The organism is Nocardioides sp. CPCC 206347 (assembly GCF_048654605.1).
Classification (GTDB): domain Bacteria; phylum Actinomycetota; class Actinomycetes; order Propionibacteriales; family Nocardioidaceae; genus Nocardioides.
In genome coordinates, this window is sequence record NZ_JBMCYZ010000001.1 from 365,512 (window position 1) to 382,851 (window position 17,340).

General features: G+C 70.0%; 17 protein-coding genes. 6 read left to right on the forward strand and 11 right to left on the reverse strand.

The genetic code is table 11. The annotated features are described in order from the left end of the window. Positions 1–13 precede the first annotated feature (13 nt). Both ACOACQ_RS01720 and ACOACQ_RS01725 read left to right on the forward strand, forming a co-directional pair. On the forward strand, positions 14–739 hold the full coding sequence (locus ACOACQ_RS01720; protein ID WP_378597427.1) for an AzlC family ABC transporter permease: 726 nt from the start codon (positions 14–16) through the stop codon (positions 737–739). Continuing rightward, on the forward strand, positions 736–1,041 hold the full coding sequence (locus ACOACQ_RS01725; protein ID WP_378597426.1) for an AzlD domain-containing protein: 306 nt from the start codon (positions 736–738) through the stop codon (positions 1,039–1,041). Before ACOACQ_RS01720 ends, ACOACQ_RS01725 begins: the two co-directional genes overlap by 4 nt. 131 nt (positions 1,042–1,172) lie before the next feature. Here the strand turns inward: ACOACQ_RS01725 and dapB are convergent, their stop codons facing one another. After that, positions 1,173–1,964: a 4-hydroxy-tetrahydrodipicolinate reductase gene (gene dapB, locus ACOACQ_RS01730; RefSeq protein ID WP_378597425.1), complete on the reverse strand. Its 792-nt coding sequence runs from the start codon at positions 1,962–1,964 to the stop codon at positions 1,173–1,175. A 51-nt stretch (positions 1,965–2,015) separates the two neighbouring features. Here dapB and ACOACQ_RS01735 point away from each other — a divergent pair, with 51 nt between their 5' ends. Further along, positions 2,016–2,531 (forward strand): class I SAM-dependent methyltransferase, encoded by a 516-nt coding sequence (locus ACOACQ_RS01735; protein WP_378597424.1) that lies wholly within the window; start codon positions 2,016–2,018, stop codon positions 2,529–2,531. Positions 2,532–2,772: 241 nt separating this feature from the next. Further along, entirely contained in the window at positions 2,773–4,560 is a 1,788-nt protein-coding gene (locus ACOACQ_RS01740; RefSeq protein WP_420287463.1) for a BCCT family transporter, read from the forward strand. On the opposite strand, the gene ACOACQ_RS01745 is transcribed toward ACOACQ_RS01740, so the two are convergent. The 5 genes from ACOACQ_RS01745 to ACOACQ_RS01765 form a co-directional block, all read right to left on the reverse strand. After that, positions 4,557–5,924 carry a M16 family metallopeptidase gene (locus ACOACQ_RS01745; RefSeq protein WP_378597422.1) on the reverse strand — a complete coding sequence of 456 codons (1,368 nt, stop codon included), beginning with the start codon at positions 5,922–5,924 and terminating at the stop codon, positions 4,557–4,559. The two genes, ACOACQ_RS01740 and ACOACQ_RS01745, sit on opposite strands and share 4 nt — an antisense overlap. Beyond that, on the reverse strand, positions 5,921–8,161 hold the full coding sequence (locus ACOACQ_RS01750; RefSeq protein WP_420287464.1) for a polyribonucleotide nucleotidyltransferase: 2,241 nt from the start codon (positions 8,159–8,161) through the stop codon (positions 5,921–5,923). The genes ACOACQ_RS01745 and ACOACQ_RS01750 overlap by 4 nt, the downstream gene beginning before the upstream one ends. A gap of 149 nt (positions 8,162–8,310) precedes the next feature. After that, complete coding sequence (gene rpsO / locus ACOACQ_RS01755) at positions 8,311–8,586, reverse strand: 30S ribosomal protein S15 (protein ID WP_056706166.1); 276 nt, start codon at positions 8,584–8,586, stop codon at positions 8,311–8,313. 161 nt (positions 8,587–8,747) lie between these two features. Continuing rightward, positions 8,748–9,782: an HAAS signaling domain-containing protein gene (locus tag ACOACQ_RS01760; protein WP_420287465.1), complete on the reverse strand. Its 1,035-nt coding sequence runs from the start codon at positions 9,780–9,782 to the stop codon at positions 8,748–8,750. Beyond that, positions 9,779–10,111 carry a PadR family transcriptional regulator gene (locus ACOACQ_RS01765; RefSeq protein WP_056706170.1) on the reverse strand — a complete coding sequence of 111 codons (333 nt, stop codon included), beginning with the start codon at positions 10,109–10,111 and terminating at the stop codon, positions 9,779–9,781. Before ACOACQ_RS01765 ends, ACOACQ_RS01760 begins: the two co-directional genes overlap by 4 nt. Positions 10,112–10,195: 84 nt before the next feature. Between ACOACQ_RS01765 and ACOACQ_RS01770 the strand changes: the two genes are divergently transcribed. Next, on the forward strand, positions 10,196–12,301 hold the full coding sequence (locus ACOACQ_RS01770) for a molybdopterin-dependent oxidoreductase (protein ID WP_420287466.1): 2,106 nt from the start codon (positions 10,196–10,198) through the stop codon (positions 12,299–12,301). Between the two features lie 8 nt (positions 12,302–12,309). Further along, positions 12,310–12,732 carry an alternative ribosome rescue aminoacyl-tRNA hydrolase ArfB gene (arfB, locus tag ACOACQ_RS01775; RefSeq protein WP_420287467.1) on the forward strand — a complete coding sequence of 141 codons (423 nt, stop codon included), beginning with the start codon at positions 12,310–12,312 and terminating at the stop codon, positions 12,730–12,732. Positions 12,733–12,735: 3 nt separating this feature from the next. Here the strand turns inward: arfB and ACOACQ_RS01780 are convergent, their stop codons facing one another. Genes ACOACQ_RS01780 through rbfA form a run of 5 tightly spaced genes read right to left on the reverse strand, consistent with a single transcriptional unit; the run spans position 12,736 to position 17,318 of the window. After that, entirely contained in the window at positions 12,736–13,941 is a 1,206-nt protein-coding gene (locus tag ACOACQ_RS01780) for a molybdopterin-dependent oxidoreductase (RefSeq protein ID WP_420287468.1), read from the reverse strand. A gap of 34 nt (positions 13,942–13,975) precedes the next feature. Continuing rightward, a complete protein-coding gene (locus ACOACQ_RS01785; protein ID WP_420287469.1) occupies positions 13,976–14,992 on the reverse strand; it encodes a hypothetical protein in 1,017 nt (338 codons plus the stop codon). 1 nt (position 14,993) lies between these two features. Continuing rightward, positions 14,994–15,941 carry a bifunctional riboflavin kinase/FAD synthetase gene (locus ACOACQ_RS01790; RefSeq protein WP_378597415.1) on the reverse strand — a complete coding sequence of 316 codons (948 nt, stop codon included), beginning with the start codon at positions 15,939–15,941 and terminating at the stop codon, positions 14,994–14,996. Positions 15,942–15,984: 43 nt separating this feature from the next. Continuing rightward, positions 15,985–16,851: a tRNA pseudouridine(55) synthase TruB gene (gene truB / locus ACOACQ_RS01795; protein ID WP_420287470.1), complete on the reverse strand. Its 867-nt coding sequence runs from the start codon at positions 16,849–16,851 to the stop codon at positions 15,985–15,987. Continuing rightward, on the reverse strand, positions 16,851–17,318 hold the full coding sequence (gene rbfA, locus ACOACQ_RS01800) for a 30S ribosome-binding factor RbfA (RefSeq protein ID WP_378597413.1): 468 nt from the start codon (positions 17,316–17,318) through the stop codon (positions 16,851–16,853). Before rbfA ends, truB begins: the two co-directional genes overlap by 1 nt. Between the last annotated feature and the right edge of the window lie 22 nt (positions 17,319–17,340).

A 17,340-nucleotide genomic window follows, 5' to 3' on the forward strand; every position in this document is an offset into this window, starting at 1 on the left:
GCTCGACGTCGCCATGGAGAGTTCCACCCGTCGTACGGTCGTTCGCGACAGCCTGGGCGTCGCCATCGCCACGGGCACCTACGGGCTGGGGTTCGGCGCGGTGGGCGTCGCGTCCGGCCTCGACGTCGCACAGACCTGTGTGCTGTCACTGCTGATGTTCACCGGGGCCTCCCAGTTCGCCCTGGCGGGCGTACTGGGCTCCGGAGGCACCCCGCTGGCCGGAGCCCTCGCTGCGCTGCTCCTGGGCACCCGCAACACCCTCTACGGCCTCCGTCTGGCTCCGCTGCTCGGCTACCGCGGGTGGCGACGCGCTGTCGCGGCCCACGTGCTCATCGACGAGTCGACCGCGATGGCAGTGACCCGCGCCGACCGCGACCTGGCCCGCACCGGCTTCCTCGTGACCGGCGCCACCATCTTCGTGCTCTGGAACCTCACGACGCTGGCCGGCGCGGTCGCAGGTGAGCAGCTCGGCGACCCCCGCGACCTCGGCCTGGATGCCGCGGTCGGCGCCGCCTTCCTCGCGCTGCTGTGGCCCCGGCTGACAACGCCCCTGACCCGCACGGTGGCCGTCCTGGCCGCGCTGGTCGCAGCGGGGGCGGTCACGGTGACCCCGGCCGGCGTGCCCGTGCTGGTGGCGGCGGGCGTGGCGGTCCTGGTGGGAGCCCTCACCGCCCGGTCGAGCACCGGGCCCGACGGGCCCACTGAGCCCACTGAGCCGGCTGAGGAGGTGCCGGCGTGATCTGGTGGGCCGTCCTCGGCGCAGGCGTGGGTTGCTACCTGCTGAAACTGGCGGGGCTGTCGGTGCCCGCACGGGTACTGGGCAACCCTGTGGTCGCACGGATCGCGGACCTGATCCCGGTGGCCCTGCTGGCAGGCCTCGTCACCGTGCAGGTGCTCGCCGCTCCCGAGGGCCGCGCACTGGCGATCGACGCACGCGCGGCAGCCCTCGCGCTCGCCGTACTGCTCCTGCTGGCCCGCGCGCCGTTCCTGGTGGTGGTGTTCGGCTCGGCCGCCTGCGCCGCCCTGCTCCGCCTGCTCTGACCCACGAGGTGTGGCAATTGGGGCCACGAGGTGTGGCAAGTGGGGGTTCGAGGTGTCAACCAGCCGGCATCAATCGACACCTCGGACCCCGATTACCCACACTTCGTGCACCCATCAGGCGCACTTCGTGGTCAGAGGTCGAGGAAGTGCTCGAGTCCCACGGTCAAGCCGGGGTACGACGCGATCTTGCGTACGCCGGTCAACACGCCCGGGGTGAACGAAACCCGGTCCAGGGAATCGTGGCGGATGGTGAGGGTCTCGCCGACGCCGCCGAGCACGACCTCCTGGTGGGCGACCAGGCCGCGGATGCGCAGGCTGTGGACCCGGACGCCGTCGACGTCGGCCCCACGGGCCGCCTCGATTCCGGTACTCGTGGCGTCGGGGATCGGCGCGCTCCCGGCAGCCCGGCGCGCGGCGGCGATCAGTTCCGCCGTACGACCGGCGGTGCCGCTCGGCGCGTCGGCCTTCGTCGGGTGGTGGAGCTCGATGACCTCGACCGACTCGAAGAACGGCGCGGCGATGGCAGAGAACCGCATCATCAGGATCGCGCCGATCGAGAAGTTCGGGGCGATCAGCACGCCCGTGCCGGGGCTGTCGGCCAGCCACCCGCGCAGGGTCTCGAGACGCGCGTCATCGAATCCCGTCGTACCGACGACGGCGTGGATGCCGTGCTCGATGCAGTAGCGCAGGTTGTCCATCACCACGTCGGGATGGGTGAAGTCGACCACGACCTGGGTGCCGGACTCGGTCAGCGCCTCGATCGGATCACCCTGGTCGACACCGACGGTGAAGTCGACGTCCGGGGCGCCCTCGACGGCCGTCACCACCTCGGCACCGACCTTGCCGCGGGCACCGAGCACCCCGACCTGGAGGCGTCCCTCGGACCGTCCTTCTGCTGCGTTCTCAGCGACACGTGAAGCCACGAGACCAAGGTAGTGCGTCACCCGGGCCCACGTTCTGGCAGGCTGACCCCCATGGTGAACAAGATCCCGGCCCGGATCCGATGGGCGGTGGATTTCATGGACGTCCAGCCCAACGACCACGTGCTGGAGATCGGATGCGGTTCCGGAGCCGCCGCCGACCTCATCTGCCGTCGACTCGAGGGCCGCGGCAAGATGTTTGCCATCGACCGCTCCGAGGCCGGCGTGGACCGCACGAAGGCCCGTTGCGCTGAGCACATCGAGGCCGGAAAGCTGACGGTTCGCCAGATCGACCTGGCGACGCTCCGCGTGCCGGTCAAGCGACTGACGAAGGTGTTCGCGTTCGACGTGCACCTCTTCTGGGTGCGTGACGCCGCCGAGGAGATCGCCCTCCTCCACGAGCGACTGATGCCCGGTGGTTCGGTGCAGCTGTTCTTCGACACCAGCAAGCCCGAGCACGTCCCCGACATGCTGGCCAAGACCTCCGAGCAGTTGCGCGACGGGGGCTTCCGCGTCTACATCGTCGACTCGAAGCAACCCCCCGTGATCGGAATCATCGGGCGCAGGTGACCCCTCCCGGGCGCCGGTTTCGACCGGCGGCCGGGATGACTCCACGCGGGCGAGGATTGGCCAAGCGGGGGGCAGGTCTGGTTAACCTGCTGGTGCATGTTGCCTGTTCTCGGGCAGACCTTGCCGTGTCCGCGGAGCATGATCCGGCGGACCATTTCCTGGATCGGTGTGGCGTTGAATCGCCCCTTTCCGGTGGGTCGCGGTGTCGAGGGCGGACGGCCGCACGACCCCTAGGAGTGACGTGACCGAGCACGACCCCATGACCAACCACCCCCGAGCCGCTGCCCTTGCGGACGCCATCAGGACGCCCACGGCGGACGTCGTACCCCACCCGGCGCTGGACCAGGCGATCGAGAGCGGGGCCACGCCGCGCCGCGGCCTGGACGTGGTCGTCTTCGGGTGCGCCGCTGCCGTCAGCGTGGCTTTCGTCCTGTGGGGCCTCACCAGCACCACGTCCCTGGGCAACGCCTCGGACCAGGCCCTGGGCTGGGTGCTGACGAACACCGGCTGGCTCTTCGTGCTGGTCACCAGTGGCTTCGTCGTCTTCGTCATCTGGCTCGCGATGAGCAAGTACGGCGCCATCCCGCTCGGCCGCGACGACGAAGAGCCCGAGTTCAGGACGGTGTCCTGGATCGCCATGATGTTCAGCGCCGGGATGGGCATCGGCCTGATGTTCTACGGCGTCTCCGAACCGCTCTCGCACTACGCGACGCCTCCCCCGGGCACCGAGGGCAATGCGGACGCCACTGCGCAGACCGCCATGGCCACGACCATGTTCCACTGGACGCTCCACCCGTGGGCGATCTACGCCGTGGTCGGCCTCGCGATCGCGTACGGCGTCTACCGCAAGGGCCGCGTCCAGCTGATCTCGGCGGCGTTCGCCCCGATCCTGGGTCGCCATGCAGAAGGCCCCGCCGGGAAGCTCATCGACATGTTCGCGATCTTCGCGACCCTCTTCGGCTCGGCCACCTCGCTCGGTCTCGGTGCGTTGCAGATCAGCAGCGGCCTGGAGATCGTCGGTGGCGTCGGCCCGCTCGGCAACGGCGCGCTCGTCGGCATCATCGCCGTCCTGACCGCCGCGTTCGTGTTGTCGGCCGTGTCAGGCGTCGCCAGGGGCATCCAGTGGTTGTCGAACACCAACATGGTGCTCGCCGTCGTGCTGGCCCTGTTCGTGTTCGTCGTCGGACCGACCGTCTTCATCCTCAACCTGGTGCCGACGTCGATCGGCAGCTACGCCCAGGACCTCGCCATGATGGCCGCCCGGACCGGCGCCGAGGGCCAGGACACGGCGGACTGGCTGGGCACGTGGACGGTCTTCTACTGGGCCTGGTGGCTCTCCTGGACCCCGTTCGTCGGCATGTTCATCGCGCGGATCTCGCGCGGGCGCACCATCCGCCAGTTCGTGACCGGCGTCCTCCTCGTCCCCAGCGTCGTCAGCGTCCTGTGGTTCTGCGTCCTGGGCGGCACCGCCATCGACCTGCAGGACAAGGGAACCGACATCGCCGGCGCCGACGGGCTCGAGGCCCAGCTGTTCAGCACCCTCGACGCCTTCCCGCTGGCCACCGCCGCCAGCGTGCTCGTCATGGTGCTGGTCGCGATCTTCTTCGTCTCCGGCGCGGACGCCGCCTCCATCGTGATGGGCAGCCTTTCCGAACGCGGCACGACCGAGCCGCGACGTCGGGTCGTCATCTTCTGGGGCGTGGCCACCGGCGCGGTCGCGGCGGTGATGCTGCTCGCGGGCGGATCGGACGCACTCCAGGGGCTGCAGACCATCACCATCGTCGCTGCGCTGCCGTTCGTGCTCATCGTGATCGGCCTCGCGGTCGCGCTGATGGCCGACCTGCGCAACGACCCGCTGGTCGTGCGCCGTCGGTACGGCGAAGAAGCGATCGAGCAGGCCGTGATCGCCGGCGTCACCGAGCACGGGGACGACTTCGCGTTCACGGTCGAACTGGCCGAGCCGACCGAGCCCGAGCCGACCGAGTCCGAGGCCGAGGCCACCGGGACCGAGCCGGTCGCGCTTCGTTAGGCCGGGCCGACCACCGCGAGCAGCTCGGGGCGTCCGAACACCTCGGCGGCCACGGCCTGCACCTGCTCCAGGGTCACGCCCTCGATCCGGGCGATGACCTCGTCGATCCCGGTGACCTCGGCATGGACGAGCTCGTTCTTGCCCAGGCGCATCATCCGTGAGCCCGAGTCCTCCAGGCCCAGGATCATGCCGCCCACCAGCTGTCCCTTGCCGCGAGAGAGCTCGTCGGCACTGATCCCCTCGGCGGCGATCAGGTCCAGCTGCTCGCGCACGACCGTGAGCACCTCATCGGTGCGGTCGGGCAGGCAGCCGACGGCCACGCCCACCAGTCCCGAGTCGGCGTAGTGGCTCGCGAAGGAGTAGACCGAGTAGGCCAGCCCGCGCTGCTCACGGACCTCCTGGAAGAGGCGGCTCGACGTGCCACCACCCAGGGCGGTGTTGAGCACGCCCAGCGCGAAACGGCGGTCGTCGTCGCGGGCCAGGCCCTCGCGGCCGATGACGACGTTGACCTGCTCGAAGGGGCGCTCGACCTGGCCGGACCCGCCGGAGACCTGCGGCCGGCTGCGGACGGCAACCGCGCGCGGCGGCTCGGGCGCGGCCTGCACGTCGAGCCAGCCGTGGCGCGAGAAGGCCTTCTTGATCGCCTTCACGACTGCGTTGTGGTCGACCGCTCCGGCCACGGAGATGACGGTGTTCGCAGGCACGTAGTGCCTGCGGTAGAAACGCTTGATCTGCGCAGGCTTCATGGCCTCGATCGAGCCGGCGGTGCCGGCGATCGGGCGGCCCAACGGCGACTCGGCGCCCCAGGCCAGCTCCGCCAGGAGGTTCTGTACGACGTCGTCGGGGTCGTCGTCGTGCATCGCGATCTCGTCGAGGATGACGTCACGCTCGGCGTCGACGTCGTGACCCTCGATCAGGGACCCGGTGATCATGTCGCCGACGACGTCCACCGCGAGCGGCAAGTCATCGGACAGCACCCGCGCGTGGAAGCAGGTGTACTCCTTGGCCGTGAAGGCGTTGAACTCCCCACCGACGGCGTCGAGCTCGATCGAGATGTCCAGCGCGGTGCGCTCCCCCGTGCCCTTGAACAGCAGGTGCTCGAGGAAGTGCGAGGCGCCGTGGGTCGTCGCGGTCTCGTCGCGCGAGCCGACGCCGATCCACACACCGAGCGCGGCGGACCGGGCCCCGGCCATCTGCTCGGTGACGATGCGCAGGCCGGACGCGAGCTGCGTACGTCGTACCAGGGAGGTCACCTGGCCGGCGTCGTCGCGAACGGTCTCGAGCGTGCGCGTCGAAGCGCGGGAAACGGCCGACGGCCGGTCAGCGTTGCGCTGACCGGCCGTCGTGTCGAGCTTGTTGCTCACGCGTCCTCGGACTCCGCAGCGTCCGTACCCTCGGCGGCGTCCTCGGTCGAGGCAGCCTCCTCGACGACGGGGATCAGGGAGAGCTTGCCGCGGTCGTCGATCTCGGCGATCTCGACCTGGAGCTTCTGACCGACGGAGACGATGTCCTCGACGTTCTCCACGCGCTTGCCGCCGGCGATGGCGCGCAGCTTGCTGATGTGCAGCAGCCCGTCCTTGCCCGGCATCAGCGCGATGAAGGCACCGAAGTTCGTCGTCTTCACGACCGTGCCGAGGTAACGCTCACCGATCTCGGGCATGGTCGGGTTGGCGATCGCGTTGACCGCCTGGCGGGCGGCCTCGGCCGCTTCACCGTTGGTCGCACCGATGTAGACCGTGCCGTCGTCCTCGATGGACAGGGTCGCACCGGTGTCGTCCTGGATCTGGTTGATCACCTTGCCCTTCGGGCCGATGACCTCGCCGATCTTGTCGACGGGGACCTTCACCGTGATGATGCGCGGCGCGTGGATCGACATCTCCTCGGGGCCGTCGATGGCCTCGCCCATGACCTCGAGGATCGCCAGACGGGCGTCCTTGGCCTGGTTGAGGGCCTTCGCGAGGACCTCGGCCGGGATGCCGTCGAGCTTGGTGTCGAGCTGGAGAGCGGTGACGAACTCCTTCGTGCCGGCGACCTTGAAGTCCATGTCGCCGAACGCGTCCTCGGCGCCGAGGATGTCGGTCAGTGCGACGTACTCGAGCTTGCCGTCGATCTCACCGGAGATGAGGCCCATCGCGATACCGGCGACGGAGGCCTTCAACGGGACACCGGCCTGCAGCAGCGACAGGGTCGAGGCACAGACCGAACCCATCGAGGTCGAGCCGTTGGAGCCCATGCACTCGGAGATCTGGCGAATCGCGTAGGGGAACTCCTCGCGGCTCGGCAGCACGGGCACGAGGGCGCGACGCGCCAGGGCGCCGTGGCCGATCTCGCGACGCTTCGGCGAACCGACGCGACCGGTCTCACCGGTGGAGAACGGGGCGAAGACGTACTTGTGCATGTAGCGGCGGTACTTCTCCGGCGACAGCGTGTCGAGCTGCTGCTCCATCTTGAGCATGTCGAGGGTGGTGACGCCCAGGATCTGGGTCTCGCCACGCTCGAACAGCGCCGAACCGTGGACGCGCGGGATCACGTCGACCTCGGAGTGCAGCGGACGGATGTCGGCGAGGCCGCGACCGTCGATGCGCACCTTGTCGCGCAGGACGCGCTCGCGGACGACCTGCTTGTTGACCGAGCGGAACGCCGCGCCGATCTCCTTCTCGCGACCCTCGAACTGGCCGGCGAGCTTCTCGAGCAGGCCACCCTTGAGCTCGTCGGTGCGGGCTTCGCGCTCCTGCTTGTCACCGATGGTCATCGCGGAGGCCAGGTCGGCCTTCGCAGCGGCCTCGACGGCGGCGTACACGTCGTCCTCGTAGTCGAGGAAGATCGGGAACTCCTGGATCGGCTTCGCGGCGACGTTGGCCAGCTCCTGCTGGGCCTCGCACAGCTGCTTGATGAACGGCTTGGACGCGTCCAGACCGGCAGCGACGACCTCTTCGGTCGGCGCCTGGGCACCGCCCTGGACCTTGGCGAACGAGTCCTCGGTGGCCTCGGCCTCGACCATCATGATCGCGACGTCGCCGGTCTCGGTGACGCGGCCGGCGACGACCATGTCGAAGACGGCGTTCTCGAGCTGGCTGTGGGTCGGGAACGCCACCCACTGGCCATCGATCAGCGCAACGCGGGTGGCGCCGACAGGACCGGAGAACGGCAGGCCCGAGAGCTGGGTCGACAGCGACGCGGCGTTGATCGCGAGCACGTCGTAGGGAGCGTCGGGGTTGAGCGCCATCACGGTGATGACGACCTGGACCTCGTTGCGCAGACCCTTCTTGAAGGTCGGGCGCAGCGGGCGGTCGATCAGGCGGCAGGTGAGGATCGCGTCCTCGCCCGGGCGGCCTTCGCTACGGAAGAACGAGCCGGGGATCTTGCCCGCGGCGTACATCCGCTCCTCCACGTCGATGGTCAACGGGAAGAAGTCGAAGTGGTCCTTGGGGTGCTTGCCGGCGGTGGTCGCCGAGAGCAGCATCGTGTCGTCGTCGAGGTAGGCGGTCACCGAACCGGCGGCCTGGCGGGCCAGGAGGCCCGTCTCGAACTTGATGGTGCGGGTGCCGAACTTGCCGTTGTCGAGAACGGTCTCCACGGCGGAAATGACGGGTTCAGTCAAGGGGTTCTCTTATTCAGATGGTGCGGGACGCGTTGCCCCGCTGAAATGGACTTGATGACGTTCGCCACCTTATCCATCGGTGGGCGAATTGCAGAACGGGCGACCCCTCGAGGGGTCACCCGTTCATGAGCATGTCGTGCGGCTGAAAGTCAGCGACGCAGGCCGAGGCGCTCGACGATCGAGCGGTAACGCTCGATCTCGGTCTTCTTCAGGTAGTTGAGAAGACGGCGGCGCTGGCCGACGAGCAGCAGCAGGCCACGACGGCTGTGGTGGTCGTGCTTGTGCTTCTTGAGGTGCTCCGTCAGGTGGCTGATGCGGTGGCTCAGCAGCGCGATCTGCACCTCGGGCGAACCGGTGTCGCCCTCGGACGTGCCGTACTCGGCGACGATCTTCTTCTTGGTCTCAGCGTCGGTTCCGACTGCCATGGGTTCTCCCTGTGTTCGCTCGTTGCGCGGCGCTCCAGCCTGAATTCCTGGAGCACTCTCGATCCGCGGCCGTTCTGACGGCGGGTGTGCCGTCGAGACTCCCCGACGACAACCGACCAAGGTTATCCCGGACCAGCCGCGAGTCTCCAATCGGTGACGCCTCAGCGCGCGGGAACCTCAGGCAGCTCAGCAAGCTCGGGCAGCTCGACGGTCGGCGCGGCGGCGAACGGGAAGTCCGGCAGCGCGGGCGGGTTCGGCCCGTCCCAGGCATCGGCTGCCCGCTCACCCGTTTCCGGGTCGACCTTGCCCACCGGGAGCGGGAAGACGTTGAACCGGGGAGCTCCGTTGCTCAACCACGGATACATCTGCGTCCGGTAGTCATCGAGGAAGAGGTTCTCGTTGATGACGAGCGGTCGACCGGCACCGTCGAAGAGCTGGGCCCCCGTGACCGGCGTTCCCTGGGCGTCGTACACGAACAAGTTGGTCAGCTCGACCCCGTTGAACATGATCCCGGTACCGGTCTCGCCGGTGGCCCCGTCGACGTAGGCCTGCTCGTAGGCATCCTGGTACTCGCCCCAGGTGGCGCGATCGACCGCACTCGGGAGCAGGCAGACCGCGAGCACGTTCAGGCCGATCAGGGCCAGTCGCGCGGCCGCATGGCCACGCAGCCGCGCCAGTCGTCCCTGGCTCCGCGTCAGTTGGACGCTGCCGACCACGAAGGCTGCGAGCACGACGAGCCAGTCGAGGCCGTAGCTGACGCTCGGCGCGTGCACCATGTCCTGGAAAAGCATCCAGGCGACCCACGCCCGCAGCACCCACCACACCGGTCGCAGCGATTCCAGGAACTCCCGCGGACCGCCCGGCACCTTGTCGGCCAGCTCGACCCAGGTCCGCTTGCCGGAGTCGAGCCACTCGCCCACCACGATGGCCATCGGTCGGCGCACCCGGCGCTCGGTCGCGACCGGCGCGAAGCCGGCCGCGGTCCGGAGCTCGGCGGCGTAGTCGGCCGGGTCGCCGAGCACCTCGGCCGGGGCCTCCGGGCCGGAGTGCTCCGCCAACCGCTCGGAGAGGTCCGCGCGCAGTCCGCCGATCAGCTCGTCGCGCTCGTCGGGACTGAGGTCGGCGAGGCGGTGCTCGACCTCGACCACGAACGCCTCGACCTCGGGCTGGACTGCGACCTTCATGGTGTCGTTCATGCGTTGGCCTCCTGGCCGGAAAGGAGCGTGGTCACGGTGGTCGAGAACTGGAGCCAGTCCTCGGACTCGCGCTTGAGCTGTTCGCGCCCGCCCGGCGTGATGCCGTAGTACTTGCGGTGCGGACCCTCGTCCGAGGGCACGACGTACGACGTCAGCGCACCGGCGGCGTACAGCCTGCGGAGCGTGCCGTAGACCGAGGCATCGCCCACGTCTCCGAGCCCCGCCGAGCGCAGTCGCCGCAGCACGTCGTAGCCGTAGCCGTCGTCGTCCTCGACGACCGCGAGCACCGCCAGGTCGAGGACTCCCTTGAGGAGCTGGGTCGAATCCATGCAGTGCACACTATTACGGTTTGCAGAGTACTGTCGACAGCGGACGACCTTCCGCGTGTCGGCGTGAACTGCGACGATGCGTCAGTGGAGCAACGAATCGGCGTGTGCAACCTGTGCGAGGCGACCTGCGGCCTCCTTCTCACCATCGAGGACGGCCAGGTGACGGGCGCCCGTGGCAACCCGGACGACCCGCTCTCCCGCGGCCACATCTGCCCCAAGGGCGTGGCCATCGGCGACATCCACGCCGACCCGGACCGGTTGCGCCGCCCGGTGCGCCGGATCGGACAGGGCGCGGACGCACGGTGGGAGGAGATCTCCTGGGACGAGGCGTTCGACCTGGTCGCCGACAAGCTCGCGGCCACCATCCGCGACCACGGCGACGATGCGCTCGCGATCTACCTCGGCAACCCGAACGTGCACAGCCTGGGCTCGATGACCCATGGCGTCGCGCTGGTGCAGTCGTTCCGCACCCACAACAAGTTCAGCGCGACCTCGGTCGACCAGCTCCCCCACCAGTTCCTCGGCCACCTGCTCTACGGCCACCAGTTGCTGCTGCCCGTGCCCGACATCGACCGCACGTCCTACTTCCTGGTCTTCGGCGCGAACCCGATGGCGTCCAACGGGTCGCTCATGACGGTGCCCGACTTCCCCGGCCGGCTGCGCGAGCTCAAGGCGCGCGGCGGGCAGATGGTGGTCTTCGACCCGCGCCGCACCGAGACGGCGAAGGTCGCCACCGAGCACCACTTCGTCCGGCCCGGGAGCGATGCCTGGGTGCTGCTGGCCCTGCTGAACGTGCTGTTCGCCGAGGGCCTGACCAGCCCGCCGTCGTACGTCGACGGGCTGGACGAGGTCGCGCGGCTGGTGGCGGACTTCACCCCCGCCATGGCCGCGGAGGCCAGTGGGGTTCCCGCAGCGGAGATCGAGCGAGTGGCCCGGGAGTTCGCCGCCGCTGACGGTGCGGCGGCGTACGGACGGATCGGTGTCTCCACCCAGGAGTTCGGCACCTTGTGCCAGTGGGCCATCCAGCTTCTCAACCTGGTCACGGGCAACCTCGACCGGGTCGGCGGCGCGATGTTCACGAACCCCGCGATCGACGTGGTCGGGCGCGGCCTCATCGGACGCGGCCACCACGACCGCTTCCGGTCGCGGGTGCGCCAGGCCCCGGAGTTCGGCGGCGAGCTCCCGGTGTCGGTGCTCCGCGAGGAGATCGACACGCCCGGCGACGGACAGGTGCGCGCCCTGCTGACCATCGCTGGCAACCCGGTGCTGTCGACGCCCGACGGCACCGCCCTGGACCGGTCCATCAGCGGACTCGACTTCTATGCGGCGGTCGACATCTACCTCAACGAGACGACCCGGCATGCCGACGTGGTCCTGCCGCCGACGACACTGCTGGAGCGTGACCACTACGACCTGGTGTTCCACGCACTCGCCGTCCGCAACACGGCCCGCTTCACGCCGGCGGTGTTCGACAAGACGCGCGACCAGCGCCACGACTGGGAGATCTTCCGCGAGATCTACCTGCGGGTGGCGCGCCGGCTGCCCCGCAAGGTCCCGCTCAAGCGACGCCTGATGGGCGAGGCCCGGATGCGGATGAGTCCGACCTTCCTGATCGGGGTGCTCCTGCGCAGCGGCCGCAGCACCACCATCACCGAGCTGCGCCGGCATCCCGAAGGGGTGGACCTCGGCGCCCTGCGCGCGGGCCAGCTGCCCGAGCGGCTGGCCACGAAGGACGGGCGGATCCAGGCCGCGCCCGCCATCGTGGTCGGCGACCTCGAACGGCTCCGTGCCCACGAGGTGCCGAGCGGCGACCAGTTGCTGCTCATCGGCCGGCGCCACCAGCGCGACTGCAACTCGTGGATGCACAACTCCGAGCGACTGACCCGCGGGCGCCACCGCCACCAGCTGCTCATGCACCCGGCGGACCTCGATGCCCGCGGCCTGGTCGACGGCGCGCTCGTCACGGTCAAGTCCCGCGTCGGATCGGTCTCGGTGGAGGTCCAGGCGACCGAGGACGTGATGCCCGGCGTCGTGTCACTCCCCCACGGCTTCGGACACCAGGTCGGCGGCACCCGGATGGGGATCGCTGCCGAGGTCGTCGGAGTGTCGATCAACGACCTGACCGATCCCGACAGGCTCGACCTGTCCGGCAATGCTGCGCTGTCGGGCGTGCCGGTCACCGTCTCCTAGGCCCGGGCATGGACCTCGACGTGCCCGCAGGCCCCGGCCTGCCCGAGGGCCTGGTCATCCCCGACACGGAGCTTGTCGAGCGGTTCTCCCGTTCGCCCGGCCCCGGCGGTCAGTCGGTCAACACCAGCGACAGCCGCGTCGAGCTGGTCTGGGACCCGAGCGGGTCCGGCGTGCTCACCGACACCCAGCGCACCCGCCTGCTCACCAGGAGTCAGGGTCCGATCGCCGTCGTTGCCCACGAGCACCGCTCCCAGCACCGCAACCGGGTCGCGGCCCGCGAACGCCTCGCGGCACGGGTGCGCGACCTGCTCGCCCCGCCTCCCCCGCCACGTCGCGCCACGAAGCCCACGCGCGGGTCGAAGGAACGCCGCCTCGAGGCCAAGCGCCAACGCGGCACCACCAAGCGACTGCGCGGATCCGTCGACGACTGATCGTCAGACGACGCTCACCGGGTGCCGGACGACCGCGTCGAAGAAGTAGCCGTTCGGGTTGTACGCGGCGACGTCGGGTTGCGTGCGTCCGTGCACGTCGGTGGCCCGGGCGAGCAGGGTGTGCTCGCCCGGGGCAGGTGCGCGCCATGCGTGCGACCAGCGCGTCCACCCGTGTCCCGCCGTACGACGACCGCGACCGCGGTCCGCGCCACGGGCAGGCGAGGGGTGCAGGTGGGCGGGCGACCAGGTGGCGCCGTCGTCGGTGCTGACATCGACTCGGGCAATGGGCGCTGCACCCGACCAGGAACGCCCGGTCAGCACGATCTCGTCCGCGGCGCGGAGGTGGGCGCCCCACGGCAGCTCCCAGGCCGACCGGACCGGATTGACGCCCAGCGGACCGCCGATGTTGTACCACTGGGTGTTCCACGGCGAGGTGAGCTCGGTCGTCGACACCTCGAGCGCACCGAGCCACTTGATGCTCCCGATCCCGACCCAGCCCGGGAGGACCAGCCGCAGCGGGTAGCCGTGGTCGGGCAACAGGGGCTCGCCGTCGGCACCCCACGCCAGGACGGCGTCGTCGAGCGCCTTGCTGATCGGGAACGCCCGCCGCACCTTGCCGAGGTTCACGCCCTTGTCGATGTAGTCGTCGTCGAGGCCGGCTGCCTGGACCGACACGGCCGCGGCGCGCAGGCCGGCGGCCTTCAGGACGTCGCGCAGCCACACGCCCTGCCACGTGACGGTGCCGACCGCACCGAGGGTCCACTGCGTGCCCGAAGCCTTCTGGCCCTGCTGGGTGTCGAAGAAGCTGCGGCCGTTGCCGGTGCACTCGTGGACCGAGGTGACCTCGACCGGCTGGAACCGGCGACGCAGCTCCCGGAGACCGAGCGAGATCCCTGCGGCGTCAGCAAGGCCGTCGCCGAACACCCGCAACCGGTACGCATCGGCGTCGATCGTCGGCGTACGGGTGTGGTTGCGCACGAAGAGCCGGTCCTGCGACGTCTGGTAGCGCCCGGGCTCCACCGAGTCCCAGCGGGTCTCGGCGTTGGTGCCGAAGTCGACGTACCAGCTCGGCGGCAGCGGCTTCTGGATCGACGGCGCTCCCGCGACCGCGCGTGCGGCCAGCGGGCCGACCTGCGCCGCCCCGGCGAGCGCGAGGCCCGCCGCGGGGATACCGAGCACCGACCGCCGCCGAAGTCCGCTCTCCGTCATGTCTGCAGACTAACACGAGTGACTTACTAGTGAATCAGTCCTCGACCAGGCCGTCGTTGCGCATCGACCGGTAGGCGACCCGCGCGCTCACCGCCCGTTCGAGCTCCTGGATCACGACGGAGAAGAACTGGCGGCGGTACAGCTCGTCGGTGACGGCGTAGACCGTGAAGTACAGGCCGCTGAACGCTGCCAGGAAGGTCGAGACCCGGATCAGCTCCTGGCTCAGGCGGGTGCCGGTCAGCTCGCCGAGCGGGCCGTCGATCGGGTGCAGCGTGCCCTGTGTCCATGTGCTCACCACCGCCGGCTCCATCGCCACGACACCGAACACGATGAAGAACGCGAACACGGCCAGCGCCAGGAGCAGCACCTGGAGCGCCTGGGCGATGAGCAGGACCAGCACCAGGTTCGCCTTCTGCAGGCCGCTCACCTCGGCGTCGACCGCCCCGACCCGGTCGACCCGCCCCGCGATGCTGCGCGCGGCGTCCTCGAGCGGGGTGCCGGCACAGGCATCGATCAGCTGCCTGCCCTCCACCTCGTCGTCGACGCTGTCGAGCTCCTCGGGCAGGCGCACCATCAAGAAGCCCACCGCGAGGGCGGCGAACAGCAGCACCGCGATCCACAGCACTCCGCCGTCCAGGCTCGCCGCCACCTGCCAGACCTCGGCATTGATGAACAGGAACGTGATGAACAGCAGCAGCAACGGCAGCGCCCGGGTGACCAGCGGGAACATCAGGCCCAGCGAGCGGAAGGTACGGCGGACGGCCCACGTCACGATCAGCCACGCCCGGAGCGTGGCGACGGCGTAGAACGCCAGGACCGCTCCGGCCAGGGTCAGTCCGGCTCCCACACCGGCGGCGGGGCTCAGCCAGGTGCCGATGAGGACTCCGGCTGCGGCACCGAGGACGAGTGCCACGACCGTCAGGGCAACGAGGCGCCCCCGGCGCAGCCCGCGCGCCACTGCTGCGCGATGGTCATCGACGAAGTACGGCAGGCCGTGGTCGACGAACCACCGCTCTGCTGCCGCGAGGTTCTCGACCGGCCCGTCGGGCACGTCAGGCTCCGAGGATCCCGCGGGCACGCGACACGTCATCGGCCATCGCGACGAGCAGCGCGTCGACGGAGTCGAACCGGACCATGCCGCGGAGGCGCTCCACGAAGGTCACCTCGACCTCGCGGCCGTAGAGCTCGAGGTCGGTGCGGTCCAGGACGTAGGACTCGACCCGTCGCTCCCGCTCCCCCGCGAACGTCGGATTGGTGCCCACGCTGATCGCCGCCGGGTACGACGTCCCGGCATCCCCTCCGTCGAGCACGGTCAGCCGGCCGGCGTACACGCCGTCGGCGGGCGCCGCGGCACCCTGGCGCACCGGCACGTTGGCGGTGGGGAAACCGAGCTCGCGTCCGCGCTTGTCGCCCTCGATGACGACGCCGCGGGTGGCGAACGGTCGACCGAGCGCCTCGGCAGCACCGGTGACGTCACCGGCGGCCAGGCACGTGCGGACGTAGGTGGAGGACCAGACCTGGGGCCCGCCGTCGAGGCTGACCTCCTCCAGGACGAAGTCGTTCTCCAGGCCCGAGGCACGCAGCAGGTTGCAGTCGCCGGCCGCGCGATTGCCGAAGCGGAAGTTCGCACCGACCACGACCGCCTTGGCGTGCAGGGTCGCCAGCAGGATCCGCTCGATGAACTCCTGCGGCGTCCAGTCCGCGATCTCGCGGGAGAACGGGATGACCAGCACGTCGTCCACGCCGGCCTCGCCGAGCAGGCGCAGGCGCTCGTCGATGGTCGTCAACGTCGGCGGAGCGTGCTCGGGGCGCAGCACCGCAATGGGGTGCGGGTCGAAGGTGACGGCCACGACGTGCGCGACGCCGACCTCGCCGGCCACCTCGCGGGCCCGGCGCACCACGTGCTGGTGGCCCAGGTGCATGCCGTCGAAGTTGCCGATCGTCACCACAGTGCGCCCGAGGTCACCCGGGACGTCCTCGAAGGCTCGCCACGCTTGCACGGCGCCAGACTACTGATGTGCGCTCAGCCAGGCGGATGCGGGCTCAGCCGACGAAGACTGCTTCGGGGCGCGCGGTGTCACCGTCGGGTCGATACAGCGCCAGGAATTCACCATCGGGCGCGTAGACACCCGTGAGCTCGTCGATGCCGAGGGGCAACGGTCGTCCGAAGCGGACCGACTGCGCCTGCTCCTCGTCGAGGTCCAGGGCCGGGAAGGCTGCGCGGGCTGCGGCGGCGATGGGCAGCTGACTGAACGACTCATTGAGGTCGTCAAGGGTGCGCGCCACGTCGAGCCCATAGGGCCCGACGGCCGTACGACGCAGCGCCGTGAGGTGACCGCCGACGCCGAGGGCTGCACCCACGTCCCGGGCGATGGCGCGGATGTAGGTCCCGCTCGAGCAGCGGACGGTGATGTCGACGTCGAGCCAGTCACCCTCCACCCGCAGGTCGTGGACCTCGAGCGCATGGATCGTGACCGGTCGCGCCTTGAGCTCGACCTCCTCGCCGGCACGCACGCGGGCGTAGGCGCGCTTGCCGTCGACCTTGATCGCGGAGACCGCCGTCGGCACCTGCATGATCTCGCCGACCTGCGCTCCGAACGCCGCTGCAACCGGGCCCGGCTGCAGCGAGGACGCGCCCGCCGTGGCGACGACCTCACCCTCGGCGTCGTCGGTCGTGGTGCTCACGCCCAGGCGCACCGTGGCGTCGTAGCCCTTCTCGGTCAGCATCAGGTGGCCGAGCAGACGGGTCGCCCGTTCGACACCGAGCACCAGCACGCCGGTGGCCATCGGGTCGAGGGTTCCCGCGTGTCCCACCTTGCGGGTCCCGGCGAGGCGTCGTACCCGGGCCACGACGTCGTGGCTGGTCATCCCCGCCGGCTTGTCGACGACGACCAGGCCCGATTCGGCCACTACGCCTCGGTGTCCTCGTCGGCAGCGTCGAGGTCGTCCTCGTCGGCGATGACGCGGGGCTTCTTGTACGGGTCCGCCTCGCCTGCGGGCTGGGCGCCCTCGCGAGCGGCGGCCACGGCAGCGTCGGCCTCGCGGGCACGGGCCAGCACCTCGTCGAGCTGGCGCGCCGACTCGGGAATGCCGTCGAACGCGAACGCCAGGCTGGGCACGGTGCGCATGCCGAGCTGCTTGCCGACCTCGGCACGGAGCACGCCCTTGGCCGACTCGAGCGCGGCGGCAGTCTCCTGCTGGACGTCACCGTCGCCGAGCACGGTGTAGTAGATGGTGGCGTTCTGGGCGTCGCCGGTCATCCGGACCTCGGTGATGGTCACGAACCCCAGACGCGGGTCCTTGATCCGACGTTCGAGCATCTCGGCAACTATCACCTTGATGCGGTCGGCGATCTTGCGCACGCGCGGGCTGGCCATGGTCTGTTCCTATCAGTAAACG